The organism is Haloglycomyces albus DSM 45210 (assembly GCF_000527155.1).
In the GTDB taxonomy this organism is placed as follows: domain Bacteria; phylum Actinomycetota; class Actinomycetes; order Mycobacteriales; family Micromonosporaceae; genus Haloglycomyces; species Haloglycomyces albus.
Window position 1 is genome coordinate 3,354,866 of sequence record NZ_AZUQ01000001.1, and the last position, 18,220, is coordinate 3,373,085.

The 18,220-nt window shown below is 61.5% G+C and carries 12 protein-coding genes and 3 pseudogenes; 4 read left to right on the forward strand and 11 right to left on the reverse strand.

Annotated features, from left to right (window positions below; all coding sequences use genetic code 11):
* Nucleotides 1-165: 165 nt before the first annotated feature.
* Complete coding sequence (locus HALAL_RS0115505; RefSeq protein ID WP_025274875.1) at nucleotides 166-957, reverse strand: isocitrate lyase/PEP mutase family protein; 792 nt, start codon at nucleotides 955-957, stop codon at nucleotides 166-168.
* Between the two features lie 133 nt (nucleotides 958-1,090).
* A pseudogene (locus HALAL_RS19375) lies at nucleotides 1,091-1,970 on the reverse strand (TrmH family RNA methyltransferase).
* 347 nt (nucleotides 1,971-2,317) lie between these two features.
* On the opposite strand from HALAL_RS19375, the gene HALAL_RS0115515 reads away from it, so the two are divergent.
* Nucleotides 2,318-2,515: a hypothetical protein gene (locus tag HALAL_RS0115515; RefSeq protein ID WP_025274876.1), complete on the forward strand. Its 198-nt coding sequence runs from the start codon at nucleotides 2,318-2,320 to the stop codon at nucleotides 2,513-2,515.
* Between the two features lie 38 nt (nucleotides 2,516-2,553).
* Nucleotides 2,554-5,397 (forward strand): annotated as a pseudogene (locus HALAL_RS0115520) (helix-turn-helix transcriptional regulator); the annotation flags it as partial.
* 79 nt (nucleotides 5,398-5,476) lie between these two features.
* Here the strand turns inward: HALAL_RS0115520 and HALAL_RS19135 are convergent.
* From HALAL_RS19135 to glnA, 5 genes are all read right to left on the reverse strand, one after another.
* Nucleotides 5,477-6,679 (reverse strand): sulfotransferase family protein, encoded by a 1,203-nt coding sequence (locus HALAL_RS19135; RefSeq protein ID WP_084472044.1) that lies wholly within the window; start codon nucleotides 6,677-6,679, stop codon nucleotides 5,477-5,479.
* Between the two features lie 88 nt (nucleotides 6,680-6,767).
* Entirely contained in the window at nucleotides 6,768-7,715 is a 948-nt protein-coding gene (locus HALAL_RS0115535; protein WP_025274880.1) for an MBL fold metallo-hydrolase, read from the reverse strand.
* A 49-nt stretch (nucleotides 7,716-7,764) separates the two neighbouring features.
* Nucleotides 7,765-8,070 (reverse strand): AzlD domain-containing protein, encoded by a 306-nt coding sequence (locus tag HALAL_RS0115540; protein WP_025274881.1) that lies wholly within the window; start codon nucleotides 8,068-8,070, stop codon nucleotides 7,765-7,767.
* On the reverse strand, nucleotides 8,067-8,756 hold the full coding sequence (locus HALAL_RS0115545; RefSeq protein WP_025274882.1) for an AzlC family ABC transporter permease: 690 nt from the start codon (nucleotides 8,754-8,756) through the stop codon (nucleotides 8,067-8,069). Before HALAL_RS0115545 ends, HALAL_RS0115540 begins: the two co-directional genes overlap by 4 nt.
* 128 nt (nucleotides 8,757-8,884) lie before the next feature.
* Nucleotides 8,885-10,309: a type I glutamate--ammonia ligase gene (gene glnA, locus HALAL_RS0115550; protein ID WP_025274883.1), complete on the reverse strand. Its 1,425-nt coding sequence runs from the start codon at nucleotides 10,307-10,309 to the stop codon at nucleotides 8,885-8,887.
* A gap of 227 nt (nucleotides 10,310-10,536) precedes the next feature.
* On the opposite strand from glnA, the gene HALAL_RS0115555 reads away from it, so the two are divergent.
* Nucleotides 10,537-10,974: an RDD family protein gene (locus tag HALAL_RS0115555; protein WP_029768139.1), complete on the forward strand. Its 438-nt coding sequence runs from the start codon at nucleotides 10,537-10,539 to the stop codon at nucleotides 10,972-10,974.
* Nucleotides 10,975-11,029: 55 nt separating this feature from the next.
* Here HALAL_RS0115555 and HALAL_RS0115560 read toward each other — a convergent pair whose 3' ends face one another.
* Nucleotides 11,030-12,376, reverse strand: a complete 1,347-nt coding sequence (locus HALAL_RS0115560; protein WP_025274885.1) for an NYN domain-containing protein — start codon at nucleotides 12,374-12,376, stop codon at nucleotides 11,030-11,032.
* A gap of 304 nt (nucleotides 12,377-12,680) precedes the next feature.
* Here HALAL_RS0115560 and HALAL_RS19380 point away from each other — a divergent pair.
* Nucleotides 12,681-13,790: pseudogene (locus tag HALAL_RS19380) on the forward strand (glycosyltransferase family 4 protein); the annotation flags it as partial.
* Between the two features lie 30 nt (nucleotides 13,791-13,820).
* Here HALAL_RS19380 and HALAL_RS18315 read toward each other — a convergent pair.
* The 3 genes from HALAL_RS18315 to HALAL_RS0115580 all read right to left on the reverse strand — a co-directional run bounded on the left by HALAL_RS18315 (nucleotide 13,821) and on the right by HALAL_RS0115580 (nucleotide 18,061).
* Complete coding sequence (locus HALAL_RS18315) at nucleotides 13,821-14,498, reverse strand: response regulator transcription factor (protein WP_084472124.1); 678 nt, start codon at nucleotides 14,496-14,498, stop codon at nucleotides 13,821-13,823.
* Between the two features lie 68 nt (nucleotides 14,499-14,566).
* Entirely contained in the window at nucleotides 14,567-16,228 is a 1,662-nt protein-coding gene (locus HALAL_RS0115575) for a sensor histidine kinase (protein WP_025274888.1), read from the reverse strand.
* 30 nt (nucleotides 16,229-16,258) lie between these two features.
* Nucleotides 16,259-18,061: an AMP-dependent synthetase/ligase gene (locus HALAL_RS0115580; protein ID WP_025274889.1), complete on the reverse strand. Its 1,803-nt coding sequence runs from the start codon at nucleotides 18,059-18,061 to the stop codon at nucleotides 16,259-16,261.
* Nucleotides 18,062-18,220: the final 159 nt, after the last annotated feature.

An 18,220-nucleotide genomic window follows, 5' to 3' on the forward strand; every position in this document is an offset into this window, starting at 1 on the left:
CGTGTTCCACGCAGCCGAGACTAGCAGTGACGGTGGATATGTGCTGGGCAATCCACTCAATCGGTCGACCCGGTCTTCGCTTGGTTACGAACGAGGTGGGGGCTCATAACGGTGGTGTGGTGGCAAAGCCGGTTCGGCCGTACCGAATCGGCTTTACTGCGCAGGCTAGGACGACTCGGGGTTGGCGGTGGGCGCTTTGCCTGTTTCGGCGACTTCGGTGGCCGCTCGCTGGAAGGCGTCCATGGCCACCGTGGACAGGGCTCCTCCGAGCGATACTCTGTGGACTCCCAGGTCGAACAGTTCGCGGGCGCTGAGGTTGTTGCCCACGCCGAGTAGGGCGTTGACCGGTACGTCGACCGCTTGGCAGACGGTTCGCACGGCGTCGGCGTTCGGCAACCCGGGAGCATATACGACGTGAGCTCCCGCGGAGGCGTAGGCTTGCAGTCGTTTCACCGTGTCGGCGAGGTCGTTTTCGTCGCAGAGGAAGTTTTCCGCGCGTGCCGTCACGGTGAAGGGAAAGTTCAGCTCCGCTACGGCTTCCAGGGCGGCTCTGATGCGGTCGATCGCTTCTTCCAACGGCCGGATCGGTGCGGACGGGTCGCCGGTGGAGTCTTCTATGGAGCAACCGACCACGCCGGTCGTCGCCAGGGTTGCCACATTGGTTCGCACGTCGGCGGCGGTGGTTCCGAAACCGTCTTCGAAGTCGACTGAGACGGGGAGGTCGGTTGCCGCGGCGATCTCGGTCGCGTTGCGCAAACAGTGGTCGACGGTCACGCCTTCTCTATCGTTGACGCCCAGTGAGGCGGCGAGTCCGCTGCTGGTGGTGGCGAGCGCGGGGTAATCGAGTGAGGCCAGTATCCGTGCGGTACCCGCGTCGTGTGGATTAGGGATAAGGAACGGGTCGGATTGGGTGTGCAGGCGTCGAAACGCTTCGGCTTTGGCGGTGATGTTGTCCATATTGCTCTCCCCTGGTCGGGTACAAATCGATCGCTTGGGCGTACCTGTCATCATGTCAGTGGTTCTCCTTGGCCCGCACGGGAGCCCGTGTGGGTTGCCGCTCGGAGGCGTTCCTGTGGAGATGGCGGCGGTTTCAGTGTGATCGGTTACCGCGTTGACGTATCGATTCGTAGAGCAGAATCGAAGCGGCATTCGATACGTTCAGCGATGAGGCGGCGCCGCCGATGGGAATGCGGACGGTCTGATCGACCGTTTCGTGCCAGGATCGTGACATTCCAACGGTTTCGTTTCCCACCACCAGTAGGGTGGGCCCGGAAAAATCGTGATCTGAGAGGTCCACGGTGGCGGTCTCGTCCGCTCCCACCGTGGTGATCGGTCCACGGTTCGGAGACGCGGAGCGTGCCCAGTCGGTGATTTTCTCCGTTGTCAATCCGCCGATGACCGGGACGGCGAACACCGATCCGGTTGAGGCTCGCACGGTTTTCGGGTCGAAGGGGTCGGTCGCGTGCCCGGTCACCATCACTACGTCAGCCGAGAACGCGTCGGCGGATCGAATGATCGGAGATTCGTAGTGCGCAGACCCCTGGCTTTAGCCGTGGGGAGGAGGTCAAGGTTCCCAGATTTCCCGGGCTGGAAGGGCGATCGAGTACGATCCCCAGGAAGTTCGCATTCGGTTCCAGGCCGTCCAGGCGGGGGTGTCGCTGTTCGACCACGGCCAGGAGTTCTGGAACGTCCTCGGTTTTCTCACCCAGGTCGGCCATGAGGTGCCCCGTGACGTCGAAGACCTCCGCCGAGGTCGATTCGCGCAGTGCAGTGGCCCACCGGGACAGGCGGGAATCCATATTGAACAGTAGTGACCGTATGGTCCACCCTTGTTCCATTGCCAGGCTGATGGGACGGACTCCCTGCACCAACAGCTGTCCCAAGCGGTTTCGTTTCTTACGATTCGTCAGCAGCGCCTGCCACTGCTGGAACTGAGCATTTCGTACTGTGACCTTTTTTGTTCGTGGCATGGCTTCCTGCTTGTTGATGGGATGCGGAGACAGCATGATGGTAAGCGAACGGTGGGCGTCACTCCGTCCCGGCGGGGAGGTCGACTGTCCGTAATGCCCTTCACCTGCATATATACCTCAATTCGACTTCAGTGATCAATGATCACCGACCCCCGTCACGAACAGAAACGACGTACGGTAAAGTCCCCTTCCATCACCTGTCCGCGTTCAGACGGCACCTCAGGTGTGAGGTAAGGGCTCCTTACCCGCGAACGACGGAATTTCTTAGGCGTTCTCCTCATGTCGCCATACCGGCCTTAGCTCCATGCTTGGTGTATAGCAAACAACGCCGATCCTTTGGAGCTACAATGATCAACCCGGAAAAGACCGTCATCGACGCCCACCGTTCTGAACTCATCGCCGACGCCGCCCATGAGCGCCTCGTACGCTGCCTCAACTCTCAGGAACGCGCCAACCGTGGCCGCCTGAACGGTCGTTCGCTGCTGGGACGTTTGAACACCCGATTGATGGGATTGTCGCACTCCAACGAGTGCTCGATGCGTTAAACCCGGTCGGCTCGGAGGTACGTGGCATCATGGAAGCCATGAACCGCCTCCCGTCTACTGCCCTCCCGTTGTTCTCCCGCGAGACAGAACTCAACGAGCTGCTCGCTTCGTACCGTGATGCTTGTTCCGGGGTCCCCTCAGCGGTCTTTCTCATGGGGGATGCCGGAGTCGGTAAGAGTCGCCTCCTGCACGAATTCATCGCCCAGGTATCCGACGAAGCCACCGTGGCCTTGGGGCACTGCCTGGATACGGCGGCCGGTTCACTCCCCTATCTTCCCTTCTCCCAAGCGCTCCGTAGCCTGACGCCACATCTTCCCGACATGTCGGCCCACTACCCGCAATGGGGCGTATTCGCCGGAACGGGAAACGTCTCGGGAAACGACCTCGATCGACTGCAGCTGTTCGAGTCGGTGTCAAGCGTCGTGAATTCCATTTCCCAGGACAGACCGCTCGTCATCGCGCTGGAAGACCTGCATTGGTGCGATCAATCCAGCCGCGACCTGCTGACGTTCCTTATTTCCCGCATGACCGACCAAAAACTCCTGCTCATCGGTTCGGTGCGCGAAGAGGCCATGGGGCGCCACCACCCGTTCCGTTCCGCACTGACAGAGCTGGTCCGTATCCCGACCGTCCACCGATTGCGCCTGCTCCCCTTCGACGAACTCACCGCCATGGAGTTCGTACGGGAATTGAATTCCGATTTGACCGACGAAAAGGTGCGAAACATCGCGCGCATCAGCGAGGGGAACGCCTACTTCGCCGAGGAACTCGCCGCCGACGGTGGGGCGCGATTGGGTTACGAACTCGCCGAAATCCTGCTGTCCCGCTTGGACGACCTCAGCGACAACACCCGTGACACGTTGCGGCTGGCTTCGGTGGTCGGCCGAACCTTCTCCTACCGCCTCCTCGCCCAGGCCGGCAATAACACGACTCGCGGTTTGAACGTCGACGCCGCCTTGCGGGAAGCACTGGCCCAAGGCGTGATCGTGCGAAGCGACATGGATCGATATTCATTTCGCCACGCGTTGAGCAAGGAGGCGATCTACGCCGACCTCCTCCCGGGAGAACGAGTACAGTTCCATCGCCTGCTCGCGGAGGTCCTGTTGGCCGAAGGCGATTCGACTCGGGTCGCCGAGCTGGCACACCACGCGTATGCGGCCGGGGATTCCGTCTCGGCACTACACGCTTCGGTCCAAGCGGCGAACGTAGCACGTGAAGTCGCGGCTCCGGCCGAAGAACTTCTACATTTGAAACGAGCCCTGGAGTTGCTCAGCCAGGTGAAGGGGACCGACTGGCCCGACGAGATCAGCGAATACCGGCTCACGGTCCGATCGGCGAACGCGGCCGCCGCAGCCGGCCTGCACAAACAGGCGATGTCATTCGGAGCCGCCGTGGTGTCACTGGTTTCCGACGCCTCCCCGAACGTGCGGGCGGAAGCGCTGTATCACCATGCGATGTACTGCAGCTACCAGCGTCTCAAGCCCGTTCAGGCGGAACGCGCCATGAATGAAGCCTGGGACCTTCTCACCGAGCAGGGCCCTGCAGAAATACGCGTGTTGGTTCTCTCCGGGCTGGCACGAGTCGCCATGCAACGCTCGCAACGCGAGGCGGCCATTCGTTGGGCTCAAGCGGCCATCGAGGAGGCCGAGGAGATAGGGGCGGTCAAAGCCTATCCCTGTGCCCGCGCGGACGCCTTGATTACCCTGGCCATCAACGAAGATCGCCCGGAAGGGAGACTCGACACCACCCACGATCGCCTCCAAACCGCGCTGTCGGCGGTGGAGGGCTTGGACTGTCCCGAAACCCAACTACGCGCTCGATATCACATCGGGTTGACCTACATGGAAACAGCGGATCTGGAAGCCGCCCGGCAATCGTTCGAGGACGGGGCCCGCATCGCCGCGACGAACGGGCTGACGTGCAGTGCGTACGGATTGGAATTGGGCGTTCGTCGGGTCATGGTCGATTTCATGCTGGGCAATTGGGATCGCGCCGAAGACGTCGCGCACATGGCCGGTGGAGTCATGCCGACCCTGGCCATGGCGCGCGTCAGCGCGGCCGCTCTGCTTCTGGAAGTGGCGCGCGGACGGTTCGCTTCGGCGAAACGCCGCTGCGAATACCTGTGGGACCGCTGGCCCGACGTCCCACAGATCACCGCATTCGTTGGAATCTCCACCTCCGAGACACACCGATTCGAAGGACGCTACGAGCAGGCGGTCTCCACCTCGATCCAAGCCATCGAGCGCCTCCTGTCAGGATCCGGCTATCACATGTCGGTCCTCTCCATGGCCGCCGTCGGACTGGGTGCCTTGGCCGACGCGGCCGAGCGTACGGACATGCCGGACGACGACGTCGCGCGGTCGCGCCGCCTTCTGGCGAACTTCATCGACCGCTGCTTCGATTCGGGCGCGCCGCTCATGGGAAGTCTGGGCCCGGAAGGACAGGCGTGGCTGGCACAGTGCCGGGCGGAGGAAGCCCGCGTCCAAGGCCGCGACTCCCCTGAACTGTGGCAGCACACCGTGCATGCCTTCGACCACGGAGAACCCTATCGCCGGGCCTACGCACAATGGCGCTACGCTGAGGCCCTGATCGCGCAAGACCGTTCCCGAGCAGGAAAACTCGCCTACACCGCACGTGGTACCGCCGAACGTTTGGGGGCGAATCCGCTTCTCAGGCAGATCGACGACTTCATCGAACGGGCAGGATTCGACGCACGTTCAACCGCACCGACGCCTCTCACTCCGCGAGAGTCGGACGTGGTGCGGCTGGTCGCACAGGGACTGACCAACCGAGGCGTCGGCGCCGAGTTGTACATCAGCGAAAAAACCGTCAGCGTGCACCTGTCACGGGCCATGGCCAAATTGGGAGCCGCCAATCGAGCGCAGGCGGTGGCAGCGGCACAACGCAAGGGCCTACTACCGTCTTTAGGCGAGGGTACTCCGTCCGTCGTCGAGGCGGAAACTACTGACCCGCGAAACCCAGAGCGGCGTAACCGGCAAAGGCCTCGTCTACATCGGTGTGGTCGATACCGTAACGCTCCAAATGATATTCGTGCTTACGTCGCAAACCTGGAGCCGACAGCACGTCCGCGAGATTGTCGTTGTCGGTCGCCGACCACGGCATGTCGAGTTGCCGGAAAATCTCCGGCAACTGGCGATGCGGGTCGGCGGTGAGCGAGTGATAGCCGATATCGATGAACTTACCGCGTGGCGCGGATGCTCGAACCCGACGCGCCGAACGGATCGCTTCGGAGAACAACTCCAACCACTCACGTCCGATCGCGTGGTTGTCCCACGTCCGATTGTGGATGGCGGTGCCCGTTTCCACCAACGAACACCACGAGCCCATCACGGTAGCCGGATCCCGATGCGTCCACACAATATTGGCGGAATCGAATACCTTCATCAGAACGTCGAGATTGAAAAGGTGAAACGGGGCCTTCAGAATCCACCGTTTGCGGGGTTGCCGCCACTGCAACACTTGCAGGACACGTTTCAAATGTTCATAGTCACCCGTGAAGTCGTGCTGCGCCAGCCACTGGCGGTATTCGGGAAGTCGCGCGCGAGTACAGAACCCGTGATTGTGCGGCAACGCGAAAACGCACTCCTCAGGCTGTTCGGCATCCATAGGATGGATCAAATCCCACAGCGGTGACGTCTTTCCCGCCATCGTTGCCATCGTCTGGGTGGCTTTGATGCGGTCCCGTCGAGTCTTGGCGTCAATACCACCGTGGTCGGTGAACATCAATTCCCACATCAACGGCGCACGATTCCCCTCAGAACGGGTGAAGATCTTGTGCGCCAAGGTGGTGGCAGTACGAGGCAGTCCCACCACGAAAACCGGCCGTTCGATCGGCTCCCGGGCGATCTCCGGATGTTCACTGTGGAGCTTCTGCACCCGCAGGTGATTGGTGACGCGCCTACCGAGATCGTCGAGCGTACCGCGCCAACCGATATACGACAGCTCTTCCACCTGTGAGAACAAATGCGTCAGATAACGATAGGACTCGATAAACTCGCGCTCGCGCGAGGAATCGTACCCTACGTCCTCCTCCGCCTTGGCGACCAAGCGGTCAAAGACCGCATCTGGGTTCGCCTTTTCTTTACGGACACCTCTAGCGTTGAGCGCGTTCACAGGACTCAGCCATCGGGCTGTTCGGCGCATTGGTTCCTCCCTGGTTTCCAGTACGGTGACAGTTTTTCACATTGGAGGGAGGGTCCTGCGGCCTACCGAACAGGACACCGTGTATTCGTCACGTCTCCTCACCGTCGGAATCGTCACGTGCGTCGACAATGGGAACCCATCCGAGATTCACCACCGTGGACGCCTGTGGCGACGGAGGTACTGCTTCATGCGGTGATTGCGGCTCCGCTGCGACGGACGACGCGGGTGTGGACAACCGTTCCGTTCGATCACGATCGAGCGCCGTACTCATCGTCTCGGCATTGAAGGGGCCGTGCCGCACCGCCTCATCGCGCGAAACGTAACCGGTGGCGACTTCCCGGCACAGCGCGGCAAGTTCCCCCAGATCGCGCATCTGACGACGTGCCCACCAATAATCGGCCGGTTCGCCGTGGCCGGGCACGACGACGTCCGGTTTCCAGCTCAGTAGGTATTCGCTGACTGCGGCCCACCGTTGAGGATAGGCGTCCTCAAAGGCCGGGTCGGCACCGTTCTCGAACAGGTCCCCGGCAAAGAGAACCCGGTCGTCGGGAACCTCAACCACGACGTCATTGTCGGTGTGAGCCTTGCCGACCGGTCGTAGAACCACGGTTCGGCCACCCAGATCGACGGCGGTCGGACCGGTCAGCTCGCAGTTGGGAGGCGTCAACCGTGTGGAACCGATACGACGTGCCTGGTCCGCCTTCCCCTCCAAACGATATTGCGAGGCCATGGTTTCTCGTTGTCTCCGCCCCGCCTCAAGAAAGGCGTCCACACTTCCGGACGCCCAGATCTTCGCCTCCCCAAACGCTTCGGTTCCGAACCAATGGTCGAAATGATCGTGTGTGTACACGATCTGCCAGGGCAGCGAAGTCACCGAACGGATGGCGGAGGCGAAGTCGAACCCTTGCTGAGAATCAATACCGGTGTCGATGACCAAACACGAACGGGTGCCCTCGATCAAGCCGAGGGACAGATCGAGCGTGTCCGTTCTCCACACCCGAATGCCCGGAGACACTTCCTGCCAGCACGCTGTCATGAATTTATTCTAGTCCAGGCGACACCACTGCCGCCCACCTCAACACCGGTTACGCTCCCAGCTGCCGCAGCACTGCCGTCACGGTGGCGGCGATGAGGATGACGAGCGCGAAGGGCGCCCGGAACCATGCGGCTATGCCACCTGCGATGACGCCGATGGGAAGAGCCCAACCGGCGAAGTCTCCGTCCTTGAACACCACTGACAGCACCACCAGCGCCGCGATGACGACGGTGGCGGCGACCTTCAGGAGGTTCTCGGTGCGCTCGTTCATCGTCAATCGATCGCGCAGAAGGGACCCGGAGGCTTTCAGGGCGAGGGTTCCGGCCGCGAATACCGCGATGGCAAGGATGATCATGAACGTTGCGCCTCTTTCGAACTCGTCGTATCGGCCCGGTTGAGAACCGGCACCAACGCGACACCGGACAATGCGAGCAGCACCGGAATACCGTCCGGTAGGAACGGAGTGGCGGCCAGAGCGACACTCACTCCCGCCACAACGGCGAGCAAGGTCACCTTGTTCTTAAGATTGGGAAGTATCAACGCGAGCAGCGCCGCCGGCATGGCCGCATCCAACCCCAGTACATCGGGATCGGTGACCAGCCGTCCCCCGAACGCGCCCATGGCCGTGCCTATTACCCAGGAAAAATAGAATGAGATTCCGAGGGTCCAGAAACCGGCCCGGGCACGTTGTGGGTCTTTGGTATTCAGCGCATAAGCGGTTGACTCGTCAATGAGGAGATGAGTCCCCAGCAGGGTCCGCCAGAGCCCGCGCTTCCAGAATAGGTGTCCAATCGCGAGTCCATAGGGGAAATGACGGGTGTTGAGAATCAATCCGGTCACGACGGCGACGACGAGACTCCCGCTCGTGGCGATCGAGACCATGGCGAACTGACTGGCTCCAGCGAAGACGGTGAGACTCATGAAGACCGCCTCAAACCAGGTGAAGCCGCTTGTGGTGGCGATGGCTCCAAAGGAGACACCAATGATTCCCGCGCCCAAGACGAGTGGAATGATCTGCTGAAAGATGGAGCGGTTGAACACCCCTCGAGTCTATGCGGCTCGCTGGAGATTGACTACCGAGAACAACGCTGCCGGGTAGGACTCACACGTTCCTACCCGGCAGGTGAACCATTCAGTTGACAATCGCGAGCGCGACTCAGTCTAGCGTCTTAGACCTCGTAGTACAGGTCGAACTCATACGGTGTCGGACGCAACCTGAACTGGTCGATTTCGTTTTCGCGTTTGAACGCGATCCACGTTTCGATCAGCTCGTCGGTGAACACGCCGCCTTCGGTCAGGTAATCGTGGTCCTTCTCCAGCGCGTCGAGTGCCTCTTCCAGACTGGCGGGCACTTGAGCGATTCCGGAGGCCTCTTCAGGGGCGAGTTCGTAGAGGTCCTTGTCGACCGGTTCCGGCGGTTCGATCTTGTTCTTGATCCCGTCGAGACCGGCCATCATCATCGCGGAGAAGGCCAGGTACGGGTTGGACGAGGGGTCCGGAACGCGGAATTCGACTCGTTTGGCCTTGGCATTGGTGCCGGTGACCGGAATACGGGTACAGGCCGAACGGTTACGCTGCGAGTACACGAGGTTGACCGGAGCTTCGAATCCGGGAACCAGGCGACGGTAGGAGTTGATGGACGGGTTGGTGAAGGCCAACAGGCTGGGCGCGTGGTACAGCAGCCCCCCGATGTAGTAGCGGGCCGTGTCGGACAGGCCGCCGTAGCCGGTTTCGTCGTAGAAGAGCGGCTCACCGTCCGACCAGAGGCTCTGGTGAGTGTGCATGCCCGAACCGTTGTCCCCGAAGAGCGGTTTCGGCATGAAGGTGACGGTCTTGCCCGCTTCGGTGGCGGTGTTCTTGACGACGTATTTAAACTGTTGAACTTGGTCACCGGCGTGCAGCAGGGTGGAGAATCGGTAGTTGATCTCGGCCTGACCGGCGGTTCCGACCTCGTGGTGGGCGCGTTCGATCTTGAAACCGATGTCGCTGAGGTTGGTCACCATTTCGTCGCGCAGGTCGGCGAAGTGGTCGACGGGACCCACCGGGAAGTAACCACCCTTGTGGCGCGGCTTGTAACCGAGGTTGCCGCCTTCTTCCTCACGTCCACTGTTCCATGCTCCCTCTACGGAGTCGATGTGGTAGTAACCTTCGTTGGCCCGGTTGTCGAAGCGGATGGAGTCGAAGATGTAGAACTCGGCTTCGGCGCCGAAGAACGCCGTGTCGGCTACACCCGTGCTGGCCAGGTACTGTTCGGCCCGCTTGGCGATGTTACGCGGGTCGCGGCTGTAGGGCTCGCGGGTGAACGGGTCGTGGATGAAGAAGTTCATCGCCAGGGTCTTCTGTTTCCGGAAAGGATCGATGAAGGCGCTCGTGACGTCGGGCAGCAGCAACATGTCCGATTCGTGGATCTCCTGGAAGCCACGGATCGAGGAACCGTCGAAGGCGAGCCCTTCTTCCATGGCGTCTGCGTCGAAGTCCGCTGCGGGAATGTTGAAGTGCTGCATAACGCCGGGAAGATCGCAGAAGCGCACGTCGATGAATTTGACATCGTTCCCCTGCACGTAAGCGATGAGCTCTTCTGGACTGGAAAACATGGCCGTCCCTCTCGGTAGGTTTCAATTGACCGCTTCGTTCGGTGTTGACAGCCAGCCTAGCGGTTATCCGTTTCTCGTGCGTAAAGGTTTGTTTCGGCCTTGTTAAATTTCTGGGCGACTCAAGCCGGTGGTCGCGGCGATACGACGGTGGCGATCTCAGCGTGTCGCTGACCTCGCCGTCCGATTCCGTTCCGGTGCCCGAGGGGACGGGCACGTACACTCTAAACGTGGATAATTCGACGTCTACGCCCCTGGCCAGTGTGAGTGCCCGTTTCGTACAGGTGGTCATCGACTGGATCCTGTGTCTGCTTCCGATCAAACTGGCTCAGATCGCCGGCCTGCTGTCGGCGCTTCCCACTGTTGACATCGGGGTGGCAACCGCATCGCAGACGGTCTATACCTCGGTCGTATTCATCGCCTATACCGCGATCATGCTGGCGGCGTCGACTCAGACCTTGGGGATGCGCTGGATGCGCATCGCTTGTATCTCCACCACCGACGGCGGTCCCATCGGACTGGGACGTGGCCTACTCCGCGCCGTGCTGGTCTCCCTGCTACTACCGGTCGTTCCGGTCTTGTTCGATTCCTACGGACGAGGTCTCCACGACCGCGCCGCCGGGTCGGTCATGGTTGCCGCCGAAACGGACGAAGCGTCGTCCGCTTAACTCTGGACCGCGGTCTACGGACGTCACGGTCGGCTTCCGACGTCGCCGCGATCTCTCAGCCGCGATACCGGTTGATCCTGCGGACCAGTGTCATGGCCGGTACCGCATAGGCTCCCTGACGTTTCGATCGCAGCTGAACTTCCTGGTCGTTTGATACCACGATGACCGAGCGCCCTCGGGGCTCCACCCGCGCCATATCGATGATCACATCGTCGGCGATCTCCCCCTTGGCGCTGAACAGCACCCGGACTCCGCGAGCCGCCGGAGCGGTCCCGAACACCGGATCGGAACCGTCGAAAACCACGGTGACCTCGGCATTCGATTGCGCCGCAAGCACGCCGAGCCCACGAACAAGACGTTCACGCTGTTCCTCGAGCGTCAGGGAATCCTTCCAGGCGGTCAAGGTCACGTTATAGCCGTCCACGATCAGATGCGGGTACGGGAGGGACAGAAGGCTGTCAAGGTGCGCGGGGTCGTCCGGCTCCAAGGCTCGCGCCCTGTCCGCCTGTAGGGTTTCCGGTTCAGCGCAGCGGTCGTAGGCGATGTAATCGGCCGGTCGCATATCGGTGGGGTCGATACCCAGCTCGCGTCGAATACCGCTCGCGGTGCCGCTCAATGTTTCCAGCAGCAGCCAGAGCCGGCTGGAATGCAATTGTTTCGATTCCCGCTCATGCTGTCGCAGAACCTCCAGTTCCGCCCGTAGGTCCTCGATCTCCGACTCCATCCGTCGGCGCTCGTTTTTTCGTTCTTTTTTGGCCTGTTTCAGTCGCCCTTTTTCAGCGGCGAGATCGCTGCGGAGCTTGTCATGAGTGCCGTTGAGGTCGTACACCGATTGCCGCAGGGCTCGCAGTTCTCTATGCAGATCCGCCGCCGCTTGACGCTGATCGGCCAGCGCCTGTTTCAATTTGGCGTTTTCCTTCTCGGCCTGCCGTAGCTTGTCCTCCTCGGCTCGCGGAGGTGCCGGTGGCTGCGGTGGCTGTGGCGGTTCGGGGCGTCGATCGGCTTCCATTGCCGCTACGGCGGCGCGGACGGTGTCGCGCCAGTGTTCGGGTTGGAGCAGGTAGGCCAGGGCCGCGGCCAGCGCCGGCTCGGTCAAGGGAGGAGGATTGTGCTCCAGAAACCGCTGCACGAGCTCGTCGCCGGACTCGGAGACGATCCCGGCGACGTCACGGCGAAACTGCGGGTTCGTTTCCAGTTCGCGGATCAGGGCCGCCTGCCCCAGTTTGGCGCGTTTAGCCTGATTGAATTTCAGGAATTTTCGCAGGGCTTTTGGGGTGTTGGCCATTCCCAAGCCCGGTAGTGCCGACGAGGTGAGGTCGACGATGCGTTTGCGGGCCATGTCCGGTAGGAACACGGGAATGGTGGAATCTTCAGCGGGCGCTTCGCCCGCTTCGGAGTTCATGATCGACGGCAGTCGTCGCCGGTGTGGACGCTACCGCCAGGAATTGTAGCGTTATCATCGCGTCGTGTTAGGAAGACTGCCATGACTATAGTGTGCCACTATACCTATGCGAAGGTGGCCTGCCCCCACGACGTGGCATTTTCCACGACACATTACCTTAACCTGGTTGCCGCGTTAGGTCACCTGTGGGTTTAGATTGTGATGTCGTAAGGGGTGAGCGCCGCACATGTGGCACCCCGGCGCGGACCAAGCCGACCGCAACGTGCTGGGAACGGGAATCACCGATGGTTGGGAGCTGCCCACGATGGGAAGAACGCTACTGGTCACCAACGATTTTCCACCCCGTTACGGAGGTATCGAATCGTTCGTCTACGGCCTGGCCCGACGCCTGCCCGCCGACGAATTGATCGTCTACACCTCGAGTGCCCCCGGCGACCTCGACTTCGACGCCGATCAACCCTTCCGGGTCGTCAGAGACCGTTCGTCGCTTTTGCTCCCCACCCCGCGAGTCCGCCGAACGGCCGTCGACATCGCCCGGCGTTTCGGCTGCGATCGAGTCTGGTTCGGTTCGGCCGCCCCGCTCGGACTCATCGCACACCATTTGAAGACCCACTCCCCCGTCGACCGTGCCGTGGCCCTGACACACGGACACGAGAGCGGCTGGGCCCGACTTCCGGTGTCCCTGCATCTCCTGCGCCGCATGGCACGCGGCTTGGACGTCATGACGTATCTGGGGGAATATACTCATCGACGTCTCCAGCCCGCCGTCGGTGACTGCACCACGCTACGGCAATTGACGTTCGGCATCGATCTCGAACGCTTTCATCCGGATGTCGACGGTCGAGAGGTCCGACGGAAGTGGGGGCTGGGTCGAGCACCGGTCGTCGTCTGCGTTTCGCGCCTGGTACCACGCAAGGGCCACGCTCGCTTGATTCGTGCCGTCGCCTCGATTCACCGTCATCTACCCGACGTACGCCTGCTCATCGTCGGAGAAGGCCCTGAGGAGGCACGGCTGCGCGCCCTGACACGGCATTTGCGGCTCGACGACACGGTGGTCTTCACCGGGGCCGTCGCTGCGGCGGACCTCGCCGAACATTACGCCGCCGCGGACGTATTCGCCATGCCGTGTTTCGATCGGCTGGGCGGATTCGACTTCGAAGGCCTGGGAGCGGTGTTCCTCGAGGCCGCCGCAAGCGGGAAACCGGTCATTGCCGGCAATTCCGGAGGCGCTCCCGAAGCAGTTCTCCCCGGAAAATCAGGCCTTGTCGTCGCGGGAGAGGCCGACCTGGCCCATCAGCTACGTTTCCTACTTCAGCGACCGCATACGGCTGCGGCGATGGGTTCGGCCGGTCGGCTCTGGGTGGAGCGCACCTGGTCGTGGGAACGCCAGGCCGCCCGTTTCAATGAGCTCTTGACCTCGAACGAACCCGCCGACCTGAGCGGCTTAGAATTTCGGCTGGTCCGGTGCTTCCAGCAAACCGAGTTTCAGCGCCGTCATCAGAGCCTGCGCGCGATTTCCCGCGCCCAGCTTTTCGTAGAGCTTCGAAATGTGGGTCTTAGCGGTCGATTCCGATACGAACAGTTGCTTAGCGATACCGGCCACGCTGAGTCCGTCGGCCAGCAGTTTCAACACCTGGGATTCGCGTGGGGACAATTGCGGGCCCGAGGGGGTCAAACGACGCTGCATTGCCGCGGCCAAATCGGCGGCGCTGAAGGCGGTGGGATTGGACGAGGCGTGACGTGCCGCGGCGACCACGTCGGCCGACGGAGCGCTCTTTGGCACGAAGGCACTGGCACCGGCGTCAAGAGCACCGAAAAGTTGGTCGTCACCGGCGTACATGGTCAGCACCACGATTCCCATCTGCGGATGGGCCTTACGTAGTTTGCGAGTAGCGTCGAGACCGGATCCGTCGGGAAGCCGCAGATCCATGATCACCACGTTGGGTTGCAGTCGCGTCGCCAAGCGCAGAGCGTCGGTCACGGTGTCGGACTCTCCGATGACGGTAAAGTCGGGATCGCGATCAAAAGCGTGGCGGAGCCCTTTACGGATCAAATCGTGATCGTCAACAAGGAGAATCGATATCTGATTAGCGGTGTCCTCAACGGCCTCGGCAGCGGTCATAGTCCCTTATTCTCCTCATGATCGCAGTATTGTTATCCGACAAATACTCCCTTATTACTCTAAGGGATTCAAGCTTCCGGTCTCGTATTCGTCGACCCCGGACGGGCAGAGGCGTGCAACACCACCGCAACCGTGGTTCCTTGAGGTTCTCTGGGACGAATCTCCAGGGAGCCACGAATACGCTCGGCCCGCTCCGACATGATCGCCAGGCCATAGCGTCCCTCGTTCGCCTCACCACCGAGCCCTTGACCGTCGTCGGTCACCTCGACGCGCGCATAGGGCGGATCAACTTCGCACGTCACCCACAGATTCTGCGCGCGGGCGTGCTTTCGAGCGTTCGTAATGGCTTCCTGCGCGATACGCAGGAGCTCCGCTTCGGTACCGGCGGGGAGCCGAGCACCGCCCTCATCCAAGGACAAATGTACTCGCAGACCGGCGGAGGAGCCAACCGTGCGGGCGAAATCAGCGATCGCGGAGGCCAGACCGCCTTTGCGGTCCACGTTCGAACGCAACTCGAACAGGGAGAAGCGCAGCTCTGTCACCAGCCTGGTGACCTCCGCACGCAGATCCTCCAGATAAGAGGCCGCTTCGTCGGCTCCCTCCGGAAGCTCCAGCAAAGCATTGTCGATCCCGTAACCCAGCATGGCCAATTCCTGCGCAATGCCGTCGTGGATCTCGCGAGCCAGGCGTTGCCGCTCCTCCGTGGTGGCCATTGACCGCACTTCTTCAAACAGCAAGGCGGTTTCCAACCTGAGCCCGGCTCCTCGGGTCACCTCGTCGACTCTGGGAACCATGACCGGAGTGATGGCGAGTGGATCATCCGATTCCAGGGCGACCAGAGCCACCGTCCGCCCCTCTGCCACCAGGGGATAGACCATCGAGGATACGGCGCCTACGGTCGACCGGGAGAGTGACAGATGTCCGGTCTGAGGTTTCTGTCCCGCCCAAGCGTCGGCCATCATGGTGTTCATCTGCGGAGAGGTCTCCCAATCCGCTCGATCGGGCGACTTCTCCGCCAGCACCACCATTCGCCGTCCGCTGGAGGCCGCCAACACCGCTACTCGATCCACCTGCGGCACCGTCGCCGCGGCATCGACGATTTCGGAGGCGATGCCGCCGGGATCCAGGGTGGAACCGGGCAATTGGCGGGCGACCACCCGCAACTGAGTCAATAGCGCGGCCGCTTCCTCATAGGGGCGCTCGGTCTCCTTGTGTCCAGTGAAATGCGCGTGGCCGAGCCACCCGCCCACCATGGCCGCGGCGAATGAGAACGCCACGGCAACGCCCACCACGACCAGATAATCCGGCCGCTCGGCCACCAAAACCGACTGATACTGAATTGCCAACCCCACCACCGCCAGCAAAGCCAGACCGACGGACTCCAACGGCCATTTGCGACGCGGTGCGGCGGCGTCGGGGCGGACGTTGAGCGCGGCGAATACCAGCGGAGCGACCAAATACGGCAGCATCCACGCCGGCTGGGGTCCGGTCGCCCACGTCGCCAGTAGAATCATCGCGACCTCGGCGAAGCGCCCGAACACCGCCAACCGACGGTTGGGATAGATCAGAGCCCCGGGCCCGGCGGCCAAAACCAACAGTCCGGTCCACGCCAAGACGTCGACCGCGTCGGTGGTCGCCAAACCCAGTACCAACACCAGAACGATCAGGGGACATCGCAACCAGAGTGCTCGACTTCGCCAGTATGTGGCCGTTTCGCTCTGATCGTCCATACGGTGCCGGTACTTCCTCTCGCTCAGCCTCTACTTCTTCTGAGCGTAGAGGTCGTTGATCGTCTCCTCGTATTTTTTCACGACCACATGGCGTTTGACACTCATCTTCGGGGTGAGTTCGCCCGATTCTTCGCTGAAGAAGTCCGGAAGCACCACGAACCGCTTGATCTGTTCCGCCTTCGACACAGTGGCGTTGGCTTGGTCAACGGTCTTCTGGATGTCGGCGTTGAGGTCTTCATTCTCGACGACGTCTGCCACCGCCGTGTCCCGAGGCAGGTTGTGCCGTTCCAGCCAATCGGGAAGGCTGTCGGCGTCCAGGGTGATGAGGGCGGCTATGTAATGCCGTCCGTCGCCGACGACGGTGGTGCATCCGACCACCGGATTGGTATCGACGATCTTTTCCAGCTGCGAGGGGGCGACGTTCTTACCACCGGAGGTGACGATGAGGTCTTTCTTCCGGCCGGTGATGTAGACGAACCCGTCGTCGTCGATTTCGGCGAGGTCACCGGTGGCGAACCAACCCTCTTCGTCGAGAACCTTGGCGGTGGCCTCCTCGTTGTTCCAGTACCCCTGGAACACCTGGGGCCCCTTGGCCTCCAGTTCACCGTCGTCGGCCACGCGCAACGTCGTTCCCGGGGTGGGTCGGCCGATCGAACCGACCTTGATCGCGTGCTCCAGGTTGATCGACAGCACCGGAGACGTCTCGGTCAGTCCGTAACCTTCGTAAATGGTGATTCCAACTCCGCGGAAGAAGTGTCCCAGCTCGGCACCGAGCGGTGCCCCACCGCTGATGGCCGAGGTGCATTGCCCGCCCACCGCGGCGCGCAGCTTGGAAAAGACCAGTTTGTCCCAGAGCTTGTGCCGCAGCTTCAGTTTCAGTCCTGGGCCGCCCGGTTGTTCGAGCGCACGCGAGTACTCCTTGGCCGTAGCGGCGGCCTTCAAAAACAGCTTTTCCTTGCCGTCGTCGACGGCCTTCTGGTGGGCACTGTTGTAGACCTTTTCGAACACACGGGGAATCGCCAGCAGCGTGCTGGGTTTGAAAACCGGCATGATCTCATTGAGCTTCGTCCGGTCCGGGACGTGCCCGAGACACGTCCGCGACTCCACTCCGGCCACCTGAACGATTCGGGCCAAGACGTGAGCCAGGGGAAGGAACATCAAAAGACGGGAGTTCTCCATCAGGATGGAGGGCAGGTCTTCCACCACGTTGCGGATATCGGCCAGAAGGTTGCGGTGAGTGAGAATGCAGCCTTTGGAACGCCCGGTCGTACCCGAGGTATAAATGATCGACGCGATGTCGTCGGCCTGACGGGACTGACGCCGCTCATTGATGTCGACGGTGGAGTCTTTTCCGGCATCGGTCAGTTCCCGGACCGCTCCGGGCTCGCCGTCGATCGTCCACAGGGTATCGAGCCCGTCGACCAGCCCGGTCAACATCTCGCGCTGTTCGTCCGTTTCGCACACACAGTACTTGGTGTCCGAGTCCGAAAGGATCCATTTCGCCTGTTCCGATGAGGAGGACTCGTAGACGGGAACGGTGACTCCGCCCGCGGCCCAAATGGAATAGTCGAAGAGTGTCCATTCGTACCTGGTGCGGGACATGAGGCCAACTCGATCACCCGGCTCTACACCCGCTTCCACCAGGCCTTGAGCGATGGCAATCACCTGATCGCGGAACTCCGCACACGTGACCGGGGTCCAACTGGCACCATCATCGTACGTACGCTCATAAAGAATATCGTCGGGGTGTTCTTCTGCGTTGCGCCACAAGGTGGTGCAGGTGTTTTCGTGGTCGGCGACTTCCACCGTTGCGGGGACAGAGAATTCGCGCATTGGCAGGCTCCGTTCATGTGCCGTTTAACGGCGCTGTTATTCAACATTTCGACACGTAGTATGAGCCAACTTACCGGTGGAGCAGATCACTCTGCAAGCGCGGTCTGGCTAACACCAGAAAATGAAACGAATTCGTTATGAATATGACTGATGAGTAAC

Bases quoted from the DNA above. Each gene is read 5' to 3' on its own strand.
- HALAL_RS0115515 (WP_025274876.1), top strand. From the start codon at position 2,318: ATGATCAACCCGGAAAAGACCGTCATCGACGCCCACCGTTCTGAACTC.
- HALAL_RS0115505 (WP_025274875.1), bottom strand. From the start codon at position 957: ATGGACAACATCACCGCCAAAGCCGAAGCGTTTCGACGCCTGCACACC.
- HALAL_RS0115575 (WP_025274888.1), bottom strand. From the start codon at position 16,228: ATGGACGATCAGAGCGAAACGGCCACATACTGGCGAAGTCGAGCACTC.
- HALAL_RS18315 (WP_084472124.1), bottom strand. From the start codon at position 14,498: ATGACCGCTGCCGAGGCCGTTGAGGACACCGCTAATCAGATATCGATT.
- HALAL_RS0115535 (WP_025274880.1), bottom strand. From the start codon at position 7,715: ATGACAGCGTGCTGGCAGGAAGTGTCTCCGGGCATTCGGGTGTGGAGA.
- HALAL_RS19135 (WP_084472044.1), bottom strand. From the start codon at position 6,679: ATGCGCCGAACAGCCCGATGGCTGAGTCCTGTGAACGCGCTCAACGCT.
- HALAL_RS0115560 (WP_025274885.1), bottom strand. From the start codon at position 12,376: ATGAACTCCGAAGCGGGCGAAGCGCCCGCTGAAGATTCCACCATTCCC.
- glnA (WP_025274883.1), bottom strand. From the start codon at position 10,309: ATGTTTTCCAGTCCAGAAGAGCTCATCGCTTACGTGCAGGGGAACGAT.
- HALAL_RS0115540 (WP_025274881.1), bottom strand. From the start codon at position 8,070: ATGATCATCCTTGCCATCGCGGTATTCGCGGCCGGAACCCTCGCCCTG.
- HALAL_RS0115580 (WP_025274889.1), bottom strand. From the start codon at position 18,061: ATGCGCGAATTCTCTGTCCCCGCAACGGTGGAAGTCGCCGACCACGAA.